Here is an 18591-nt window from a genome sequence, read left to right on the forward strand (position 1 = left end):
GTCGCCGGTCAGGTCGCCGTCGGCCTGATGGGTCGTCGGCGCGGCGGAGTTGAAGGCAATGGTCGCCGTCCCGCCGAAGTTGCCTCCCGCGGACAGGCTGGTGATCGACAGGGTGTTGGTGCGGCTGGTCGGGGTGACCGTGATGGTGGCGTTGCCGGAGGCATCAGCCGTCACGGTGGCTGGGGCACCTGTGTTGAGCTGATATCGGTAGCTGCTCGGTACGGTCCCACCACTGGGCGCGGTGACGGCGATGTTCAGCGGCTGTCCGACGGTGGACGCCGCCGGTTGGGCGATGACGGGCGTGCCGGGGCGCGTCGGGTCGAAGGAGAAGTGGCAGATGGCCGACCAGGCGCCGGTGCGGTGGAAGTCGGTGGCCCGGACTTTCCAGTCGAACTCGGTGATGGAACTGCCTGCCGCCGACTCCAGGGTGGCCTTGGGGATGACGTAGACGGCCGTGTCGCCGGATTGCGTGGTCAGCTTCGCCGGGTCGGATTCGGCGATCGCGTCGCCGGATTCGCTGCCGTGCGGCGACAGGCGGAAATCGGCGCCCAGGGTGCCGCCGTCGGGGTCCGAGACCTTCGCGTACAGGGTGACGTCACCGTCGCCCACGAGGGCGTCGGCCTGGCAGGAGGTGGCCGGGGAGGTGCTCAAGTCGGTGGGAACCGCCGGCGGATTGTCCTGCGTCGCGGCCAACGCCGCGGTCGGCTGGACGATCCCCGCCGCTGCTATCAGCAAGCCGAGCGCTGTCGTTGCTGTGACGGCACGTCCGGGGCGGGGTCTGTTCGAGGAGGACGAGTCCACGAAGTCGTCGCCTTTCCGAGGGGGCCGGATGGCCCCGAGTGGAGTCAAGTTACGGCATGGATCAAGGAGGTTCGCGGGGGCCCCGACGGACTCCGCCCTGGTCACGTCGGCAGCCCGCCGATGAACTCCCCATGTGGCCGACGGCCTGATCGATCCCGGTGAAACCGACATGCGGCCACGGGGATGACGTCGGTCAAGGGTTGCTCATGCTGTAACGAAGTCCCTGTTCAGGGATGCCGAGAGCCCGCCGTCATGTCCCGCGCCACCCGGCCGTGCACAAGCAGCTCTCACCGGCGCATGAGCGCGGCGGATTCGCAAGGTCAGTACGCGTGAGCAGCGGTGACCTCTGCGGAGCGGGCCAGGGCCTGTTGGGCGTCCGAACCGCGCAGCGCCAGCAGGGTGAGGGCCAGTGCGTCGACCACGACGAGATGAGCGAGGCGCCCTGCCACGGCTTCGAGGCCGAGAGTGAGGTCCTGGCCGCCGGCAAGTAGCGTGCACTGGCTGGTCTCGGTCAGCGGCGAACGGGCGTAGCTGGTGAGCGAGATGACGGTGGCTCCGCGCGTGTGGGCGCGTCGGGCGGCGTCCACGGTGGTTCGGGTGGCGCCGGTGTGGCTGACGGCCAGGCAGACGGCGTCCGAGGGGAGCAGCGAGGCGGCCACCTCGGCGGTGAGTGGGTCGGTGGGGGCGTCGACGGCGCATCCCAGGGCCCTGAGGCGGTAGGCCGCGTCGGTGGCCACCGCGGTGGACAGGCCGGCACCGACGACCAGGATCCGGCTCGCGCCGTGCAACGCCTCGGCAGCAGTGCGCAGGTCGTCGGGAGAGACTGTCGCGGACAGCCCGTCCAGGGCCTCGCGTGCCGCTTGCACGGTGTCGGCCAACGCGCGGGAGGTGGGATCGGCGCCTTCCGGCGTGGTGGGCCGGGGCGCCTCCCGGGCTGCCGTGATCTTCACCTCCTGATAGCCGCGGAAGCCCAGCCGCTGACAGGCGCGGACCACGGAGGAGGGCGCTGTGTGCGCCATCGCGGCGACGTCGCTCACGCTCAGCCGCACCAGTTCAGGTCCCTGATCGAGCAGGACCTGAGCGACCCTTGCCTCCGCGTCGCGCAGTTGCGGCAGCCGGGCGCGTACGTGGGCGGCGAGATTCCGCACGTCAACAGCCCGTGCGCCGGCAGAAGCACTTCCGATCGGGGAATCATCTTCCATTCCTGTAGCATACTGCGGAATTCAATTCCCTGACGCTTCAGCTTCTGGAACGGTCGACGCTCATGAATGTGTTCATGCAAGCCGGCACTGCCGTACCCGTAGTGGTGCTGACCGCAGCGGTGCTGCACGCCGTGTGGAACGCACTGGCGCACGCGATTCCGAACAAGCTCGCCGGCTTCACGCTGATCAACCTCGTCTTCGTCGGCGTCAGCGCGATCTGGGTCTGTTTCACCCCGCTCCCTGGCTCTGCCGCGTGGCCGTTCATCGCGGCGTCAGCCGTGCTCCAGGTCGCCTATCAGACGCTGCTGCTCCAGGCCTACAGGCTCGGTGACTTCGGTCAGATGTACCCGGTGGCGCGCGGCGTCGCACCCCTGCTGGTCGCCGTCCTCTCGGTGAGCGTTCTCGGCCAGGAGCTGTCAGCCCCCGAACTCACCGGAGTCCTGATCATTTCCGCCGGGCTGGTCGCCCTGGCCCTGGCGGACGGCTTGCCGGACCGTGCCCAGTTGCCGGCACTGACGGCTGCCCTCGGCACCGGCGTCATGATCGCCTCATACACAATCGTCGACGGCACGGGCGTACGGCGCTCAGACAGCGTCTTCGGCTACATAGCCTGGAGTTTCCTGCTGCAGGGCATGCTCTTCTGCGCCGGTGCCTTCGTGCTGGGCGGGCGCCGCCTGTCAGCCCGGCTGCGCGCCGCCCCGATGCGCGGACTGACTGGTGGGGTGCTCTCACTGACCGCGTACGCACTGGTGGTATGGGCGCAGGACCACGGCGACCTGGCGTCCGTCGCCGCACTCCGCGAGACAAGCATTGTCATCGCCGCGCTGCTCGGTACCGTGCTCTTCCGCGAGCGACTGGGCGGCCGACGGCTGGCCGCGAGCGTCACCGTGGTGGCCGGCATCGCCGTGCTCCAGCTCGCGCACACCTGAACGTCCGAGCCGACTGGCCGCCCGCACCGACCTCGGAGAACGCGTCCAACACGCCCATGCCGAGCTATCGGTGACGGGCTTGTGCCGGGGCTGTCTGAGCTGGTGCTCGACCCTGCGCGAGTCCTCTTTCACCTCGGGGCCGGCTTCCCGTGCTGACGGCTGCGGCACCCGCCGGTGATCGCACGGGTGCCGGGGGTGTCAGCGGGTGGCGTGGTGGCTGAGAACCGCGTGGGGGTCGCCGCTGCCGGGAGTCGGGTGCGGGTCCGTGTGCACGGTGGCCGCGGTCAGCCGGGGTACCGCATGCATCAAGGCGTGTTCGGCTTCGACAGCGATGGCGTGCGCCCGGGCGACACTCAGCCGCGGGTCGACGACGATGTCCGTCTCGGCTCGCAGGGAGTGGCCGATCCAGCGCATCCGTACCGAGCCGACATGCTCGACGCCCTCGACGGTGTGCAGGGCCCGCTCGGCGCGGTCGACCAGGGCGGGGTCGACGGAGTCCATCAGGCGCCGGTAGACCTCGCGGGCGGCGTCCTTGAGCACCATGAGGATCGCGGCGGTGATCAGCAGCCCGACGGCCGGGTCGGCCCAGCGCAGGCCGAGGGCGGCGCCGCCGGCGCCGAGGAGGACGGCGAGGGAGGTGAAGCCGTCGGTGCGGGCGTGCAGACCGTCGGCGACCAGCGCGGCGGAACCGATCCTGCGGCCGGTGCGGATGCGGTAGCGGGCCACCCACTCGTTGCCGATGAAGCCGGCCAGCGCGGCGAGGGCAACGGCCCACAGGTGGCTGACGTCGCGGGGGTGCAGCAGGCGGTCGACGGCCTCGTAGGCGGCCAGCGCGGAGGAGGCGGCTATGGTCAGCACGATGGCGATGCCGGCCAGGTCCTCGGCGCGACCGTATCCGTAGGTGTAGCGGCGATCGGCCGCCCGCCGCCCGATGACGAACGCGATGCCGAGCGGTACGGCGGTGAGCGCGTCGGCCGCGTTGTGGATGGTGTCGCCCAGCAGCGCGACCGACCCGGACACCGCCACGATCACCGCCTGGACCACGGTCGTCGCCCCGAGGACGGTGAGCGACAGCCACAGCGTGCGCATCCCCTCGCGGGAGGTCTCCATCGCGGAGTCGACCTTGTCCATGGCCTCATGGCTGTGCGGAGTGACCAGGTGAGCGAGCTGGTGCCGCACCTTCGACCACCGCCCGACGCCGTGCGGGTGTTCATGGCCGTGATCATGGCCGTGGCCGCCGTGGTGGTGGCCGTCGGCGTGAGCGTGCTGGTGCCCGGGCGGCTCGTGGGTGTGGGTCTGCTCGTTCACGGTGCACCTTTCGTGGACGGCCGGCTCGTCGAAGGTGGACGCCGGTGCTGCTGCTCCACCATTATGTGCACATGAACGCACGCATGCATCTGTCAGGTGCGCACCCCTCGCAACAAGCGGATGAGGGCGAGCGCCTCGCCGTCGCCGTGGAGGTCCTCGGCCTGCTGGCCGACCGCACCCGTCTGGCTCTGCTGCGGCGGCTCGGCGAGGGCGAGGCGGACGTCACGACGCTGACCGGGGCGACCGATGCCACTCGGACGTCGGTCAGCCAGCATCTGGCCCGGCTGCGCCTGGCCGGGCTCGTGACGACCCGGAAGGAGGGGCGCCGGGTCGTGTACGCCCTGCGCCACGGGCATCTGCGCCGTCTGGTCGACGAGGCACTGAACATCGCCGACCACCAGATCGGCCACCTGCCGCCCCACGACTGACGTCCCGCAACGAGGGGCGGGCCAAGAGGCCCTCGGCGGAGGCGGCGTGCCGCAGGGGGCGACGCGCGGAATGTCAGGTGTGGAGGGAAGGCAGGCCCCCGTATCCTTCGGGCAGGCGAACAGACTGCTGGGGGGAGGCGGGTTCCGTGGCGGACGACCAGGCCACCACCGTGAGCGTCGCCGGTCGGGCCGATGGCGGGTGCGGGCGCACGGACGCCCTGGGCTGCCGCCCCCGCATACCCGGCGCACCGGGCCGCGCCTCGTGAGCGCGGCAGCGGACGCCGCCCCGGCCGCCGAGTCCACCCGGCGGCTGCTGTTCGAGTACGTGCGGCCGCACCGCGGGATGCTGCTGCTCGGCGCCCTGCTGTCGCTGATCACCGGGGGCACCGGGCTCGCCCTTCCCCTGGTGACCCGCTCCCTCATCGGTGGCCTCGCGCACCACCGCTCCGTCAGCGCGGCGCTGCTCGGTATGTCGGCGCTGGTGGTGGCCAACGCGGCGATCGGCGCGCTGGGTTCCTACGTACTGCGGCGCACCGCCGAGTCGGTGGTGCTCGGCGCGCGGCGCACCCTGTCGTCGTATCTGCTGCGGCTGCGCGTCAGCGCGGTGGACGGCAGCGAGCCGGGCGACCTGATGGCCCGCGTCACCTCCGACACCACGCTGCTGCGCGAGGTCACCACCGAGTCGCTGGTGGGCCTCGGCACCGGCGGGCTCACTCTGGTCGCCACGCTGGTGATGATGGGTGTCGTCGACCCCGTGCTGCTCGGCGTGACCGTCGGCGTGCTGGGCGGGGCGGCCACGGTGATCGGGGTGATCGTGCCCCGTATCAACCGCGCCAGCCGGCAGGCGCAGGACGCGGTCGGCGCGATGGGCGCCTCGCTGGAACGCGTCCTCGGCGCGCTGCGCACCGTCAAGGCGTCCGGTGCCGAGCACCGCGAGGAGCGGGCCGTCCACGACGCGGCGGAGCGGTCCTGGCGGGAGAGCGTGCGGGCGGCCAAGTGGTCGGCCGCGGCGGGCAACACGGCGGGGCTGGCCCTGCAGATCGCCTTCATCACCGTGCTCGCGGTGGGCGGCGCCCGGGTGGCGACCGGCGCCATCGACGTCGGCACGCTGATCGCCTTCCTGCTGTACGTCTTCTATCTGATGTCGCCGATCCAGGAGGTCGTCGGCGCCGTCACGCAGTACCAGGCGGGAGCGGCCGCACTGGCCCGGATCCAGGAGGCGCTGCGCCTGCCCGCCGAACCGGCGGCCGAGCCCGCACCGCTTCCCGAACCCGGTGCCCGGCCCGCCGCGGTCGTCTTCGACGACGTCCGCTTCCGCTACGCGGACGATCTGCCCTACGTCCACCACGGCGTGAGCTTCGCGGTGCCCGCGCTCGGCATGACGGCCTTCGTCGGCCCGTCCGGCGCGGGCAAGACCACGCTGTTCTCGCTCATCGAGCGGTTCTACGACCCCACGTCGGGCCGTATCACCGTCGATGGCCGCGACCTCGCCGACTGGCCTCTGCCCGAACTGCGGTCGGCCATCGGCTATGTGGAGCAGGACGCCCCGGTGCTGTCCGGTTCCCTGCGCGACAACCTGCTGCTCGGCAACCCGGGCGCGGACGAGGCGGAGCTGACCCGCGTGCTGAAGACCACCCGCCTCGACGGCCTCGTCGCCCGCCTCCCCAAGGGCCTGGACACGCTGGTGGGACACCGTGGCACCAAGCTGTCGGGCGGCGAACGCCAGCGTGTCGCCATCGCCCGTGCCTTGTTGCGGCGCCCCCGCCTGCTGCTCCTGGACGAGGCCACCAGCCAGCTGGACGCGGTCAACGAGGCCGCGCTGCGCGACACGGTCACCGAGGTCGCCCGCGCCACGACGGTGCTGGTGGTCGCACACCGGCTGTCCACCGTCACCACGGCCGACCGGATCGTGGTCATGGACGCGGGCCGGGTCCGTGCCGTGGGCACCCACCGCGAACTCGTGACCCGCGACCCCCTCTACGCCGAGCTCGCCGCCACCCAGTTCCTGGCCTCCGGCTGAAGGCCGGGGGGCGTGGGAATGCTCAGGCTCCGGCGGCGGTCACCACGGCGTCCGTGGCGAAGCCGAGGAGCAGACCGAGGAGGACGCACCAGGTGGTGAGCGTCTTCAGATTGGCCTTGCGGGCCACGGCGAGCAGTTCGATGACGACGTAGAGGATGGAGCCGGCGGCCAGCCCCAGGAACGCGATGGAGAGAGTGTCGTTGACGAGGTGCTGGCCGACGAGGGTGCCGAGGAAGGTGGGTCCGCCGCCGATCAGGCCGAGCCAGAAGAGGGTGGCCCAGGTGGGGCGTTCGCCCTCGGCGGCGAGCGGGGCGACGATGCCGAAGCCCTCGGTGGCGTTGTGCAGGCCGAAGCCGATGATGAGCAGCACGGCGAGGGAGAGTTCGCCCTTGGCGGCGGAGTTGCCGATGGCCAGGCCCTCGGCGAAGTTGTGCAGGCCGATGCCGGTCGCGATCATCAGGGCGAGGGAGGCCGCCTGGCTGCGGGTCTTCGGCGCCAGCTCCGTCGCCGCGGCGGCGCCGGGACCGGCGGGACGCTGGGCGGCGGCTCGGCGGCGGGCGATCCAGGCGTCGTAGTACACCAGTCCGGCGAGTCCGGCGGTGAGTCCGGCGGCGAGGACGAGGCCGCCGGAGGCGACCGTCGCCCAGCGATGGTCACTCAGCGCTTCGTCGACCGGTTCCCAGGCGTGGGTGAGGACGTCCCAGACCAGGAAGACGAGGATGCCGATGGCTACGGCGTTCAGCCCGGCCCTCAGGCGGGGCGTCGGTGTGCGCAGCCGGCCGAGCGGGAGGCCGAGGTAGATGGTGAGGCCCGCGATGGCGCCGAGCAGGGCGATGTTGGCGCTGGACATGGGGAGAACTCCGGGTCGTGCTCTGGGGGCGGCCTGGTGGGGGCGGGCTGCCTGGGGACGACCACAGCATAGGTTAGGTGAGCCTTACCTATGGTTTCCTGTGCGGCGCTTGGGTGAATCTTGACGGACCCGTTGCCGGTCCGTGTTTCCGAGGGGTCCCACGAGCCGTCATTCCAGGCATCCCGTGAGCCGCTCGTAGGCGTGATGGGCGTCGCTGATCAGGTGCTCGGCCTCGGTGCGGGAGCCGCAGGCGACGACCTCGCCGACGGGCCGGCGCTGCAGGCGTGCCAGAACGGCGGCCCAGGCGTCGGCTTCGGCGTGCCAGCGGGGCAGGTCGTCGATGTCGACGAGGTCGATGAAGGAAGGGTCCTCGGCCACGCACAGCAGCGTGGGCGCGGCGGGCGCGGCCGGTGCCCCGGTCCGGTGCAGGACGCCCAGCGGCCAGGCGGGCACGGTGCTGCCGGCCAGGGCGGGTTCGGGCATCAGCACCAGGGCGTCCAGCGGCAACCCGTCGGCGTCCAGGGTGTCGGGGATTCTTCCGTGTCCGACCGGCCAGCCCGTCGAGGTGAGGCGGCCGGAGGCTCCGTCGTCGGACGTTCGGATGGTGGAGGAAGCGGTGGCGTCGATGTCGACGGTGATCCGGGGCATGGCCCTGACCTCCTCAGACGTGAGCGTGGTCAGCGGGTGGACGCCATCGGCACCGCGGCTGGGCGGTTGGCGGCAGGCCCATCGCCGGATACGAGCAGTCTCCTGCCGGGCGGCCGCCGCGGCAACCAGGCGGGGCCCACGATGACCTTGTCCGCTTCCGCATCACCGGTGGATGCCCGGAATGGATCGAGGAGCACACTGGAAGGGCACACCCACTGATCTCGCCAGTGGTTGCGGCCGCCCCGCGGAGGACCTACGACATGGAGGACGACGTGGAGTTCATGGTGACCGTGGAGATCCCCCAGGGATCCCGCAACAAGTACGAGATGGACCACGCGCTGCACCGCATCCGTCTGGACCGTCTGCTGTTCACCTCCACCAAGTACCCGGCGGACTACGGCTACATCGACGGCACCCTCGGCCGCGACGGCGACCCGCTGGACGCGCTCGTCCTGACCGGCGAACCCACCTTCCCCGGCTGCACCATCGAGTGCCGGGCCATCGGCATGTTCTGCATGAAGGACGAACAGGGCCCCGACGAAAAGGTGCTGTGCGTCCCCGCGCACGACCCGCGCTACGCGAACCTGCGGGACATCGGTGACATCGCCGAGTTCGACCGGCTGGAGATCACCCACTTCTTCGAGGTCTACAAGGACCTGGAGCCCGGCAAGTCCGTCGAAGGCTCTCACTGGGAGGGCCGGGACGCGGCGTACGAGGAGATCGAAGCCTCCCGGCGGCGCGCAGTCCCGGGCGAACGGCCGTGAGCCGTCCCGGCCATGCGACAGGGTGCGTCACGGCAGTGCCTCGCCGGAGCCGGCCTCGACCGCCGGCGAGGGCCAACGCCCTTGTGTCAGCGCTGGCTGCCCCTGGTGACCAGCAGCAACACCACCGCCAGGGCCTGGATGGCGACAACCACCGTGATCAGCACGGGAATCGAGTAGCCGTACAGCCCGCCGGTCAGCGCGCCCCCGGCCAGACTCGCCGCGCCGACCACACCGGCGAACAGGCCGTAGGCGGTGGCGCGCCGCCCGCTGGGCACCAGGTCCGCGACCGTGGCGCGCAGGGTGGACTCCTGGATGCCCATGGCCGCGCCCCAGACCAGCGACCCGGCCACCGCGACGGCGACCGTGTCGGTGAACGCCAGCGCCACCACGCCCGCCGTGAGGACGGGCAGGGCGATCAGCACGCGTGGGCCGTACCGGTCGTACAGCCATCCGGTGGCCAGCGCGGCGACCGCGTCCACGGCCATGGCCGCCGCGTACAGCACCGGCACCCACGCGGTGGACAGCAGATGGCGCTGGACCAGGTGGTAGGAGAGCACGCCGAAGGTCGCGAACCCGCTCGTGGTGGCCGCGGTGAACGCTGCGTAGGTCCAGAACGCCCTCGGCAGGCGCACGTCCTGGCCGTCGGGCGTCGTGGGTGCTGCGGCCGTGACCTCGCGTTCGTAGGCTTCCGGGTCCGGCACCCGAGCCCGCAGCCAGAACAGCAGCAGCAGTACGGCGATGCCGGGCACGGCGAGCACACCGAGCGCGGGCCCGTAGGCGTTCCCGGTCAGCGCGAGCACGCCCGCCACCAGCAGCGGGCCGACGAGGGCGCCGATCTGGTCCATCGCCTCATGGACGGCGAAGCCGCGGCCCCGCCCGGTGGCGGCGGTGGCATGCGACAGCAGGGTGTCCTTCGCCGGTGAGCGCACCGCCTTGCCGACCCGCTCGGCGATCACCAGCGCGCACGCGGCCCACAGCACCCCGGCGACGCCCAGCAGCGGGACGGAGACGACCGTCAGGGCGTACCCGGCGATCGCCAGGCCCCAGAAGCGGTGCGTGCGGTCGGCCAGCGGGCCGGAGACCAGCCGCAGTCCCAGCGCCGCCGCCTCACCGGCGCCGGTGACCACGCCCACGACAAGGGCGGACGCGCCCAGCGAGGCGAGCAGCGGGCCCGTGATCGAACGGGCGCCCTCGTACACGAAATCGGCGAGCAGACTGACCGTGCCGAACCAGACCACGAACCGCCACGGCCCCATCCGCACCGACGGCCGGTCCGCCTCCCGCCCTTCGGACACCGGATGATTCATCCCCACAGCGCCTCCGCAGCCGACACCCCGACGAACGCGGCCCCCGGGCCGGCCACCACGCCGGCGCCGCGTACCTCGCAAACGTACTCAACGCGCCCAGGACTCCGGTACCGAAGAACCGCCGCACGGGCCGGCGCGCCGCCCACACATCGGGGCCCGGTACCCTCGCCACAGCCCGCCGTCCACGGGCGGTGGGGGCAGCCCGGCCTCCTCTCCGCCCACCCGGGGGAGCCGCACATGATCCGTCGCCTCGGCCCGCGAGCCGTGCCGGGCCTCGTCGCCGGCCTGGTCGCCGCCTTCGCCGCCGCCGTGTCCGGTGTGCTGCTCACCGGTGGCAGCCGACCACCCGAAGTGGCGCTTCCCCTCCATCCGGTGGCCCGGATCCACCTGCCGGGCGACAGCTCCCGATTCGACTACGCCGCCCTCGACCCCGGCCGCGGGCTCCTGTTCATCGCTCACCTGGGCGCGAGTCAGGTCATCGAGGTGGACGTCCGTGCGGACCGCGTCGTACGGACCATCGACGGGCTGCCCGGCGTCCACGGCATACTGGTCGTCCCCTCCCGCCACCGGGTGTACGCCACCGCCACGGACGCCGACCAGGTGGCCGCCATCGACGAGACCACGGGCACCGTTGTGCACCGCGGCCCCACCGGCGACTACCCCGACGGAATGGCCTACGACCCCGTGCACGGCACCGTCTGGGCGACCAACGAGTCGGGCGGCTCGGAGACCGTCGTCGACGCCGCCACCGGAGCGGCCCGCGGCACCGTTCCCCTCGGCGGCGAGGCCGGCAACGTCGCCTACGACCCCGCCACCCGCCGGATGCTCGTCGACGTCCAGACCCGCGACCAGCTCGCCGTCATCGACCCGGCCACCCTCCACATCACCCGCCGCGTCCCGCTGCCCGGCTGCGACCACGACCACGGGCTCATCCTCGCCCCCGCCGACCGGCTGGCCTTCGTCGCCTGCGACGGCAACGCCCGCCTCCTCACCGTCGACCTGACCACCTTTCACGTCACCGGGTCCGACCAGGTCGGCCAGGACCCCGACGTCCTCGCCTACGACCCCTCCGCCCGCCACCTCTACGTCGCCGCCGAGTCCGGCTGGGTCACCACCGCGGACAACCGCGGCCGGCACCTGACCGTCACCGGCCGCTCCCACCTGGCCGACGGCGCCCACGTCGTCGCCGTCGATCCCACCACCCACCGCAGCTACTACCCCGTCGCCCACGGCTCCGACGGGCATCCGGCCCTCCTCGTCTACCGGCCGGCGTCTCCCTGAGGTGCCGACTCCTCGGGTGCGGTGCCGGCCTCTTGCCGACGCAGCACGGTCGGCTGCGAGAATGCTCCGATGAGTGCCGAGACCGCTTATCACGGTGCGATGGGCGAACAGTTCGCCTCGCAGGCCACGGACAGCGCGTACCACGCGCATACGGATCGACCGGCCATGCTGCGGCTCGCCGGTGAGGTGACCGGACTTCGGGTCCTGGATCTCGGCTGTGGGGCCGGCCACTACGCCGCGGAGTTCCTGGAACGGGGAGCCGCCCGGGTCGTCGGGGTCGACGGGAGCGAGAGCCTCCTGCACGCCGCGCGGGAGCGGCTCGGGGCGGATGCCGTCCTGCACCATCACGATCTGGAGGAGCCGCTGGCCTTTCTGGCGGACGAGTCGTTCGACCTGGTCGCCATGGCTCTCGTCTATCACCACATCGACGCGCGCGGACAACTGCTCGCCGAAATCCGGCGCGTCCTGCGGCCGGGTGGCACCCTGCTCGTGTCCACGACGCATCCCACCGGCGACTGGGGCTACTTCGGCGGCTCCTACTTCGCTCACGAACGCGTCGAGCTGCCCTTCGGCAACGGATTCTCCCTCAGCTACTGGAGGATGACGCTGGAGCGGTTCCTCGGTGAGCTCTTGGGGGCCGGGTTCCTGCTGGAGGCGCTGGAGGAGCCGCGAGCGCGGGATGCGGCCCGGTCGGCCGATCCGCGTCGCTACGAGAAGACCCACCAACAGCCGCACTTCCTGGCCGTCAGGCTCCGTCGCCCCTGACGGTCGTGGCAAAACCGCCCCATCGTGATCGCTCGTCGGCGTAGGGCCGACGCGGGCGAGCGGGAGAGCGGCCGCCCCCACGGACGTGGTCAGGCCGGCGCCGGGTGTGAGGGCGGCCAGGGCCGGGACGGAATGCGGCGATCCCGTCCCGAACACGGGCTACGGGGCGTCCCGGTGGGGGACCCCGCGACCGCGTTGCCGACCTTCACCGGCCAGACCCGCCGCGTCCTGACCGTCGCACTCTTCGCGCTCACCGCGGCCACCGGACTGCTCCCGCGCTCGGCCGAACCCTCCACCACCCTCATCGCCGACGTCCACCACCCCACCACCCGTCTCTGGCTCGCGCCGCTCCTGCTCGGTATCGGACCCGCCGCGGTCACCCCCTACTGGCTCACGCTCGGCTGTCCACCGCCCTGCCGCACATGGTGACCGGGCCGCCCCTCGCCACGGGCCAGAACCTCCTCGCCCTCGTCCGGGCCACTGCGCACCCCGGCTCCCTGGCCGAGAGCATGGCACTGGGCCTGCTGGCCGCCGCAGCCATCGGCGCCGGCCGGGACCTACGGCGCTCGGGCCGGGAGAGTTGACCTTGCCCCCAGGGGCAGGGTTTACGCTGCGACGGGCTGCCGGGGAGGCGGGGCACGGCGGGCCCCGACCGTCACCGACACGTCTGCCGACCCGCCGATCCTGGAGTCAGTGTGTCCGACATGAACGCCGTGGCCCTGCGCGGTGCCACCCTCCACTACGACGACCTCGGGCCCTCGGCCGGGCTGCCGGTCCTGCTGATCCACGGGCACCCCTTCGACCGCACGCTGTGGGCACCCCAGGCCAGGGCGCTGACCGAAGCGGGATACCGGGTCATCACCCCCGATCTGCGCGGGTACGGCCGCAGCAGCGTCACCCGTGGCAAGGTCTTCCTCTCCGACTTCGCCGACGACCTCGCCGCGCTCCTCGACCACTTGGAGATCGAGCGCGCGGTGGTCGGCGGCGTGTCCATGGGCGGCCAGATCACCATGGAGTTCCGGCGCCGCCACCCGCAGCGGGTGCACGCCCTCGTCCTGTCCGACACCTCCTCCCCCGCCGAGACCGACGAGGGGAGGGCGTTCCGCAACCGGCTGGCCGACCGGCTCCTCGCCGAGGGGATGGACGGCTACGCGGGTGAGGTGATCGACAAGATGCTCGCGCCGTACAACGTCGCCGCGATGCCCGATGTCGCGGAGCGCGTCCTGGGCATGATGCGCGCCACCGACCCCCACGGCGCGGCGGCGGCACTGCGGGGGCGGGCTGAACGACCGGACTACGGGGACACGTTGGCCGCCGTACGGGAACCGGTTCTGATCGTCGTCGGCGCGGACGACGTCTACACGCCGGTCGCGGACGCCGAGGCGATCCACCGCCTCGTCCCCCACGCGACCGTCGTCGTCATCGAGAAGGCAGGGCATCTGCCCGGCGCCGAACAGCCCGAGCGCTTCAACTCGGCCCTGCTGGACTTCCTCACCACACAGGTGGCCACCGAGGGGTGACGTGCGCACCGGGCATGCCCCGGAAGACAGTAGCCATGTACGCGCTGGTCGCGTCCCTGTAGCACCGGCCTGGTCGAGCGCACCCGGGATGCCGCCGACCCGCGCGCCGTACGGCTCGAACTCACAGAGCAGGGCCGTGAGGTCACCCGGAAGGCGATCGATGTCGTCCAAGGGCTGTTGCGGCAGCTGCTGGCACCGCTCGGCGGTCCCGGCAGTCCGCGCGCACGGGAGTTCACCCGGGAGTGGACGGTCCTGCTCGACGCACCGCTTGATCCGTTCGGCACCACCGATCTCGAGACGGAGCAGCCATGACCACCACCGCGCCCCTGGTCGACGGCGTCGCCGGCGCACTGAAGGTCCCCGCGGCGGACGCTCACGGGACGGCCGGCGAGCCGATCGCCGCCGGGCTGCTCGGCGCGGCGGAGGGGTCCCGCATCGGCATCACCGACGCGGGCCGGAGGGTGTACGCCGAGTCCTCGGCCGAGACGGCACCGCTGACGGCGCGGATCTACGCCGGCATCTCCGAGGAGGACCGCGCCGTGACCGGCCGGGTGCTGACCCTGATCACCGAACGCGCCGACGCGGAGCCGGCCGCGCTGGAGGCCCGACAGGGTTAGTGGAATATTGAACAAACGCGTTCCGTTGTGGCCGTCCAAGGAGGTCACGAGTGGAGACGCAAGTGGAGACCACGTACTACGACCACGGCACACCGGACGAGCGCTGGGAGCGCGCGCGGCAGTTCTTCGACGCCAGGGACTACGCGGGCGCGGCGCGGGTGCTGACCGGGCTGGTCGAGGAGGTGCCGGAGCAGACCGGACCCCGGCTGTTGCTGGCCCGCGCCTACTACCACTCGGCCCAACTGAGCCGCGCCGAAGCGGAGTTGCGGATCATCGTCGAGCGTGACCCGGTGGAGCACTACGCCCGGCTGATGCTGGGCCGTACGCTCCAGCGGCAGGCCCGGCACGAGGAGGCGGAGCCGCATCTGCGGATCGCCTCGGCGCTCGCGGGCGACTTCCCGCAGGAGTGAGCCGCAGCGGTGAGCGGCGGGGCGGGGGCCCGGTTCCCGGCAGGGGGCCGGGCCCTCGGCATGTCTCAGGCGGACGCGCACCGTGCGGGTGACCACCCAGTGGCTCTTGCCCAGCCGCCGGACGCGGCTGAAGCCCCGGCTCTCGAACAGCGCCACCGTGCCGTTGTGCAGGAAGGACGCGGACACCCGGGCACCCTCGGTGTCCTGCGGGAAGCTCTCCACCGTGCCGCCGCCCGGCCGGGTGATCCCGCGCAGGGCGCCGTCGAGCGCGGCCGGGGCCACACCCGTGCGGCGCCGGGCGCGATGCACGAAGAAGCAGGTGATCCGCCAGTCGGGCGGGGCCGGGGCGGCCGCCTCGTAGGCGCGGCGGTGTTTGATCCTGGGCAGTTCGGCGGGCGGGCCGAACTGGCACCAGCCGACGCAGTCGGGGCCGTCGTACACCAGGGCCGCGTGTGCCCTGCCCTCGCGGACCCGCGCCTCCTTCTCCGCCCGGTTCTGCTCGGGCGTCCTGGTGCGGCCGACGCCCTCCTCGTGGAACGCCATGCACCAGCAGCCGCCCCAGACCCCGTCGTGCTCGGCCACGAGCCGGGCGAAGTCGGGCCAGGTGTCCGGCGTCAGGGGCCGTACCGAGAACGCCATCCGTGTCCTCCGGGTCGGAGCGGGGCCGTGGTCGCGCAAGTTCGTCGTGCGGTACGGCACCCCGTGCCCGGGGGCCGGACCAGTCGTCCGGCGGGGGGTGCCGGGCGGACAGCGGCGGCTCCAGCGGCAGCAAGACGAAGACCGCCATGGGCCGTCAGTCTTCCCTAGGGCCCTCCTCCGTGTCCGCGAACCGAGGCAGACCGGCGGGAGATGACGTCCTTGGCCGGCGGCCGGGTCGGGCGAGGTCGCCGCCGCTGCCCCACCCGGGCCGCGGTGACCGGCGCGCCGGGCCACGCTCCTTCACGGCGCCCTGACCAGGTGCACCCGTCGGCGGCCCGTTGGCATGGCATGCTGGCGCGATGGCCCCTCTCCGTGATCACGCGCCGCTCGCCGAGCGGGTCGAGGAACTCCTCGCCGCCGGCGGCCCCTTGCCCATCGTCGCCGCCGGGCAGCCGGTGCTGCGGCGCGGCACCGAGCCGTACGACGGTCAGCTCGGCCCCGCCCTGCTGGCCCGTTTCGTCCAGGCCCTGCGCGTCACCATGCACGCCGCGCCCGGCGTGGGCCTCGCCGCACCGCAGGTCGGCGTGCCGCTGAGGATCGCGGTCATGGAGGACCCGGCGCCGGTGCCCGAGGAGGTCGCGGTGGCCCGGGGCCGGGTGCCGCAGCCCTTCCGTGTCCTGGTCAACCCGGTGTACGAGCCGGTCGGCACCGCTCGTGCCGCGTTCTTCGAGGGCTGTCTGAGCGTGCCGGGCTGGCAGGCGGTGGTGGCCCGGCACGCCGAGGTGCGGCTGCGCACCGAGGACGAGCACGGGCGCGCGCTGCACGAGGTGTTCACCGGGTGGCCCGCCCGGATCGTCCAGCACGAGACGGACCACCTGGACGGCACCCTCTACCTGGACCGCGCCGAACCGCGCTCGCTGTCCACGAACGAGGCGGTCGCCGCGCTGTGGAACCGGCCGACACCCGAGGCGGCGGCCGAGGCACTCGGCTTCGAGCTGCCGTAACGTCCTTCAACCATTGGTCATTTGTCCCGGTAGGCCTCCAGCAGCCGGAGCCACACCTCGCTCAGCGTGGGGTACGACGGGACGGCGTGCCAGAGGCGGCCGACCGGGACCCGGCCGGCGACGGCGACGGTCGCCGAGTGGATGAGCTCGCCGACGCCGGGGCCGACGAAGGTGACGCCGCGCAGGATCTCCTCCTCCAGGTCGACCACCATGCGGGCGCGGCCCTTGTAGCCGTCGCCGTACAGGCCCGCGCCCGCGACGGCGGAGAACTCGACGTCGACGGCGCGGACGCGGTGGCCGGCCTGTTCGGCCTCGGCGAGGGAGAGGCCGACCGCGGCGGCCTCGGGGTCGGTGAACACCACCTGGGGTACGGCGTGGTGGTCGGCGGTGGCCGTGTGCGCGCCCCAGGACTCGTCCTGCACGGTGTCACCGGCCGCGCGGGCGGCGATGGCGGCGCCGGCGACACGGGCCTGGTACTTGCCCTGGTGGGTGAGGAGGGCGCGGTGGTTGACGTCGCCGACCGCGTAGAGCCAGTCGGTACCGGTGACGCGGAGGGTGTCGTCGACGTCCAGCCAGGAGCCGGGTTCCAGGCCGACGGTGTCGAGGCCGATGTCGTCGGTGTGCGGGATCCGGCCGGTGGCGAAGAGGATCTCGTCGGCCTCGATCCGGTCGCCCGCGGCGGTGACGACCACGACCGTGCCGTTCTCGCGGGTGACGGACTCCACGGAGGTGCCGGTGCGGACGTCGGCGCGCGCCTCGGTGAGCGCCTCGGCGACCAGTTCCCCGGCGAACGGCTCCATGCGGTTGAGCAGCCCCTTGCCGCGCACCAGCAGGGTGACCCGGGAGCCGAGGGCCTGCCAGGCGGTGGCCATCTCGGTGGCGACGACACCGCCGCCGACGACGATCAGCCGGTCCGGGGCGGCCTTGGCGCTGGTCGCCTCGCGGCTGGTCCAGGGCTTCACCTCGGTGAGGCCGGGCAGGTCGGGCAGCTGGGCGCGGGTGCCGGTGGCGACGGCGACCGCGTGCCGGGCGGTGAGGGTGGTGACCGTGCCGTCGGGCGCCGTCACGGTGACCGTGCGGGGGCCGGCGAGCCGCCCGTGGCCGCGGTACAGGTCGGCGCCGATGCCGTCGAGCCAGCCGACCTGGCCGTCGTCCTTCCAGTGTGAGGCGTACGCGTCCCGGCGGGCGAGGACGGCCGGGGTGTCGAGCGGCCCTTGGACCGACTGGGCGAGGCCGGGCAGCCGGCGGGCGTCCGCCTGGGCGATGACCGGCCGGAGCAGTGCCTTGCTGGGCATGCACGCCCAGTACGAGCACTCTCCGCCGACCAGCTCGCTCTCCACGACCGCGGTGGTGAGGCCGGCCGCGCGGGTGCGGTCGGCGACGTTCTCCCCCACGGGCCCGGCCCCGAGCACCACGACGTCGTACGCGATGGATTCCGATTCCGTCGTTTCCGTCATGGGGTCAGTCTGCTGGGTGGTGTGCGCGACGGCCACATGGGTACGTGCGCCGAACACAGACGTGCACGTGTGGAATAGGCGGTCCGACGGCCGTGTTTCCGCCGTCGGCACACCCCACACCAGGAAGAGGGACCCACGCCATGAGCAGCACCGTGGAGCTGACCAAGGACAACTTCGACCAGACGGTCACCGACAACGACTTCGTTCTGATCGACTTCTGGGCTGCCTGGTGCGGGCCGTGCCGTCAGTTCGCACCCGTGTACGAGAAGGCCGCCGTGGACAACCCGGACCTGGTCTTCGGCAAGGTGGACACCGAGGCCCAGCCGGAGCTGGCCGCGGCCTTCGGCATCCAGTCGATCCCGACGCTGATGATCGTGCGGGACAAGGTCGCCGTCTTCGCCCAGCCGGGCGCCCTGCCCGAGGCCGCGCTGACGGACCTCATCGGGCAGGCCCGGAAGCTGGACATGGACGAGGTCCGCAAGAGCATCGCCGCCCAGGAGGCCCAGGGCGGCACCGCCCAGTAGCCCCTGGCACGGGTGCGGCTGCCCCTAGGGCCTGTGTGATGTTGTGATCAGGTAGTTGCCTTCAGGAGGTCGTTGATCCAGATCATCGAGGCACGGAGGTGGAGGCCGGCGAGGTAG

At 72.5% G+C, this 18591-nt stretch carries 20 protein-coding genes and 2 pseudogenes; 15 read left to right on the top strand and 7 right to left on the bottom strand.

Annotated features, from left to right (window positions below):
* Together ACWDEN_RS46120 and ACWDEN_RS46125 are read right to left on the bottom strand one after the other, a co-directional pair.
* Nucleotides 1-735: pseudogene (locus ACWDEN_RS46120) on the bottom strand (hypothetical protein); the annotation flags it as partial.
* Nucleotides 736-1121: 386 nt separating this feature from the next.
* The gene (locus tag ACWDEN_RS46125; protein WP_351609673.1) at nucleotides 1122-1949 is read right to left on the bottom strand and encodes a MurR/RpiR family transcriptional regulator; all 828 of its coding nucleotides are present in this window, start codon (nucleotides 1947-1949) and stop codon (nucleotides 1122-1124) included.
* A 128-nt stretch (nucleotides 1950-2077) separates the two neighbouring features.
* Between ACWDEN_RS46125 and ACWDEN_RS46130 the strand changes: the two genes are divergently transcribed.
* Nucleotides 2078-2932 (top strand): EamA family transporter, encoded by an 855-nt coding sequence (locus tag ACWDEN_RS46130; protein ID WP_351609675.1) that lies wholly within the window; start codon nucleotides 2078-2080, stop codon nucleotides 2930-2932.
* 198 nt (nucleotides 2933-3130) lie between these two features.
* Here the strand turns inward: ACWDEN_RS46130 and ACWDEN_RS46135 are convergent, their stop codons facing one another.
* Complete coding sequence (locus tag ACWDEN_RS46135; protein WP_450864032.1) at nucleotides 3131-4111, bottom strand: cation diffusion facilitator family transporter; 981 nt, start codon at nucleotides 4109-4111, stop codon at nucleotides 3131-3133.
* A gap of 200 nt (nucleotides 4112-4311) precedes the next feature.
* Between ACWDEN_RS46135 and ACWDEN_RS46140 the strand changes: the two genes are divergently transcribed.
* Together ACWDEN_RS46140 and ACWDEN_RS46145 are read left to right on the top strand one after the other, a co-directional pair.
* Nucleotides 4312-4668, top strand: a complete 357-nt coding sequence (locus tag ACWDEN_RS46140; protein WP_351609681.1) for an ArsR/SmtB family transcription factor — start codon at nucleotides 4312-4314, stop codon at nucleotides 4666-4668.
* Between the two features lie 262 nt (nucleotides 4669-4930).
* A complete protein-coding gene (locus ACWDEN_RS46145; protein WP_450864021.1) occupies nucleotides 4931-6688 on the top strand; it encodes an ABC transporter ATP-binding protein in 1758 nt (585 codons plus the stop codon).
* A gap of 22 nt (nucleotides 6689-6710) precedes the next feature.
* On the opposite strand, the gene ACWDEN_RS46150 is transcribed toward ACWDEN_RS46145, so the two are convergent.
* Together ACWDEN_RS46150 and ACWDEN_RS46155 are read right to left on the bottom strand one after the other, a co-directional pair.
* Nucleotides 6711-7538, bottom strand: a complete 828-nt coding sequence (locus tag ACWDEN_RS46150) for a ZIP family metal transporter (protein WP_351609683.1) — start codon at nucleotides 7536-7538, stop codon at nucleotides 6711-6713.
* Between the two features lie 168 nt (nucleotides 7539-7706).
* The gene (locus tag ACWDEN_RS46155; RefSeq protein ID WP_351609686.1) at nucleotides 7707-8186 is read right to left on the bottom strand and encodes an inorganic diphosphatase; all 480 of its coding nucleotides are present in this window, start codon (nucleotides 8184-8186) and stop codon (nucleotides 7707-7709) included.
* Nucleotides 8187-8458: 272 nt separating this feature from the next.
* Here ACWDEN_RS46155 and ACWDEN_RS46160 point away from each other — a divergent pair, with 272 nt between their 5' ends.
* Nucleotides 8459-8950, top strand: coding sequence for an inorganic diphosphatase (locus ACWDEN_RS46160; protein WP_351609833.1), 492 nt, complete (start codon nucleotides 8459-8461; stop codon nucleotides 8948-8950).
* Between the two features lie 86 nt (nucleotides 8951-9036).
* Here ACWDEN_RS46160 and ACWDEN_RS46165 read toward each other — a convergent pair whose 3' ends face one another.
* Nucleotides 9037-10257 (bottom strand): MFS transporter, encoded by a 1221-nt coding sequence (locus ACWDEN_RS46165; protein ID WP_450864024.1) that lies wholly within the window; start codon nucleotides 10255-10257, stop codon nucleotides 9037-9039.
* A gap of 237 nt (nucleotides 10258-10494) precedes the next feature.
* Here ACWDEN_RS46165 and ACWDEN_RS46170 point away from each other — a divergent pair, with 237 nt between their 5' ends.
* The 10 genes and pseudogenes from ACWDEN_RS46170 (at nucleotide 10495) to ACWDEN_RS46215 (ending at nucleotide 16493) form a co-directional block, all read left to right on the top strand.
* Nucleotides 10495-11538 carry a YncE family protein gene (locus ACWDEN_RS46170; protein WP_351609691.1) on the top strand — a complete coding sequence of 348 codons (1044 nt, stop codon included), beginning with the start codon at nucleotides 10495-10497 and terminating at the stop codon, nucleotides 11536-11538.
* A 69-nt stretch (nucleotides 11539-11607) separates the two neighbouring features.
* The gene (locus ACWDEN_RS46175; protein ID WP_351609694.1) at nucleotides 11608-12303 is read left to right on the top strand and encodes a class I SAM-dependent methyltransferase; all 696 of its coding nucleotides are present in this window, start codon (nucleotides 11608-11610) and stop codon (nucleotides 12301-12303) included.
* Nucleotides 12304-12477: 174 nt separating this feature from the next.
* The gene (locus tag ACWDEN_RS46180; protein WP_351609697.1) at nucleotides 12478-12732 is read left to right on the top strand and encodes a hypothetical protein; all 255 of its coding nucleotides are present in this window, start codon (nucleotides 12478-12480) and stop codon (nucleotides 12730-12732) included.
* A complete protein-coding gene (locus tag ACWDEN_RS46185) occupies nucleotides 12726-12887 on the top strand; it encodes a hypothetical protein (RefSeq protein ID WP_351609699.1) in 162 nt (53 codons plus the stop codon). The genes ACWDEN_RS46180 and ACWDEN_RS46185 overlap by 7 nt, the downstream gene beginning before the upstream one ends.
* Before the next feature lie 120 nt (nucleotides 12888-13007).
* Nucleotides 13008-13823 carry an alpha/beta fold hydrolase gene (locus tag ACWDEN_RS46190; protein ID WP_351609700.1) on the top strand — a complete coding sequence of 272 codons (816 nt, stop codon included), beginning with the start codon at nucleotides 13008-13010 and terminating at the stop codon, nucleotides 13821-13823.
* A 60-nt stretch (nucleotides 13824-13883) separates the two neighbouring features.
* Nucleotides 13884-14135 (top strand): annotated as a pseudogene (locus ACWDEN_RS46195) (MarR family transcriptional regulator); the annotation flags it as partial.
* Nucleotides 14132-14440 (top strand): hypothetical protein, encoded by a 309-nt coding sequence (locus ACWDEN_RS46200; RefSeq protein WP_450864027.1) that lies wholly within the window; start codon nucleotides 14132-14134, stop codon nucleotides 14438-14440. The pseudogene ACWDEN_RS46195 and the gene ACWDEN_RS46200, both read left to right, overlap by 4 nt.
* 62 nt (nucleotides 14441-14502) lie before the next feature.
* The gene (locus ACWDEN_RS46205) at nucleotides 14503-14850 is read left to right on the top strand and encodes a tetratricopeptide repeat protein (protein ID WP_351609835.1); all 348 of its coding nucleotides are present in this window, start codon (nucleotides 14503-14505) and stop codon (nucleotides 14848-14850) included.
* 82 nt (nucleotides 14851-14932) lie between these two features.
* Entirely contained in the window at nucleotides 14933-15211 is a 279-nt protein-coding gene (locus ACWDEN_RS46210; protein WP_351609704.1) for a hypothetical protein, read from the top strand.
* 637 nt (nucleotides 15212-15848) lie between these two features.
* The gene (locus tag ACWDEN_RS46215) at nucleotides 15849-16493 is read left to right on the top strand and encodes a peptide deformylase (RefSeq protein ID WP_351609707.1); all 645 of its coding nucleotides are present in this window, start codon (nucleotides 15849-15851) and stop codon (nucleotides 16491-16493) included.
* 17 nt (nucleotides 16494-16510) lie between these two features.
* On the opposite strand, the gene ACWDEN_RS46220 is transcribed toward ACWDEN_RS46215, so the two are convergent.
* Nucleotides 16511-17950, bottom strand: coding sequence for a dihydrolipoyl dehydrogenase family protein (locus ACWDEN_RS46220; RefSeq protein ID WP_450864030.1), 1440 nt, complete (start codon nucleotides 17948-17950; stop codon nucleotides 16511-16513).
* A 140-nt stretch (nucleotides 17951-18090) separates the two neighbouring features.
* Here ACWDEN_RS46220 and trxA point away from each other — a divergent pair, with 140 nt between their 5' ends.
* Nucleotides 18091-18474: a thioredoxin gene (gene trxA, locus ACWDEN_RS46225; RefSeq protein ID WP_351609713.1), complete on the top strand. Its 384-nt coding sequence runs from the start codon at nucleotides 18091-18093 to the stop codon at nucleotides 18472-18474.
* Nucleotides 18475-18591: the final 117 nt, after the last annotated feature.

The organism is Streptomyces sp. NPDC001153, assembly GCF_053598315.1.

Excerpts from the sequence above, each read along its gene's own strand:
- ACWDEN_RS46130 (WP_351609675.1), top strand. The coding sequence starts at position 2,078 with ATGCAAGCCGGCACTGCCGTACCCGTAGTGGTGCTGACCGCAGCGGTG.
- ACWDEN_RS46140 (WP_351609681.1), top strand. The coding sequence starts at position 4,312 with ATGAACGCACGCATGCATCTGTCAGGTGCGCACCCCTCGCAACAAGCG.
- ACWDEN_RS46150 (WP_351609683.1), bottom strand. The coding sequence starts at position 7,538 with ATGTCCAGCGCCAACATCGCCCTGCTCGGCGCCATCGCGGGCCTCACC.
- ACWDEN_RS46155 (WP_351609686.1), bottom strand. The coding sequence starts at position 8,186 with ATGCCCCGGATCACCGTCGACATCGACGCCACCGCTTCCTCCACCATC.
- ACWDEN_RS46165 (WP_450864024.1), bottom strand. The coding sequence starts at position 10,257 with ATGAATCATCCGGTGTCCGAAGGGCGGGAGGCGGACCGGCCGTCGGTG.
- ACWDEN_RS46170 (WP_351609691.1), top strand. The coding sequence starts at position 10,495 with ATGATCCGTCGCCTCGGCCCGCGAGCCGTGCCGGGCCTCGTCGCCGGC.
- ACWDEN_RS46175 (WP_351609694.1), top strand. The coding sequence starts at position 11,608 with ATGAGTGCCGAGACCGCTTATCACGGTGCGATGGGCGAACAGTTCGCC.
- ACWDEN_RS46185 (WP_351609699.1), top strand. The coding sequence starts at position 12,726 with ATGGTGACCGGGCCGCCCCTCGCCACGGGCCAGAACCTCCTCGCCCTC.
- ACWDEN_RS46190 (WP_351609700.1), top strand. The coding sequence starts at position 13,008 with ATGAACGCCGTGGCCCTGCGCGGTGCCACCCTCCACTACGACGACCTC.
- ACWDEN_RS46200 (WP_450864027.1), top strand. The coding sequence starts at position 14,132 with ATGACCACCACCGCGCCCCTGGTCGACGGCGTCGCCGGCGCACTGAAG.
- ACWDEN_RS46215 (WP_351609707.1), top strand. The coding sequence starts at position 15,849 with ATGGCCCCTCTCCGTGATCACGCGCCGCTCGCCGAGCGGGTCGAGGAA.
- ACWDEN_RS46220 (WP_450864030.1), bottom strand. The coding sequence starts at position 17,950 with ATGACGGAAACGACGGAATCGGAATCCATCGCGTACGACGTCGTGGTG.
- trxA (WP_351609713.1), top strand. The coding sequence starts at position 18,091 with ATGAGCAGCACCGTGGAGCTGACCAAGGACAACTTCGACCAGACGGTC.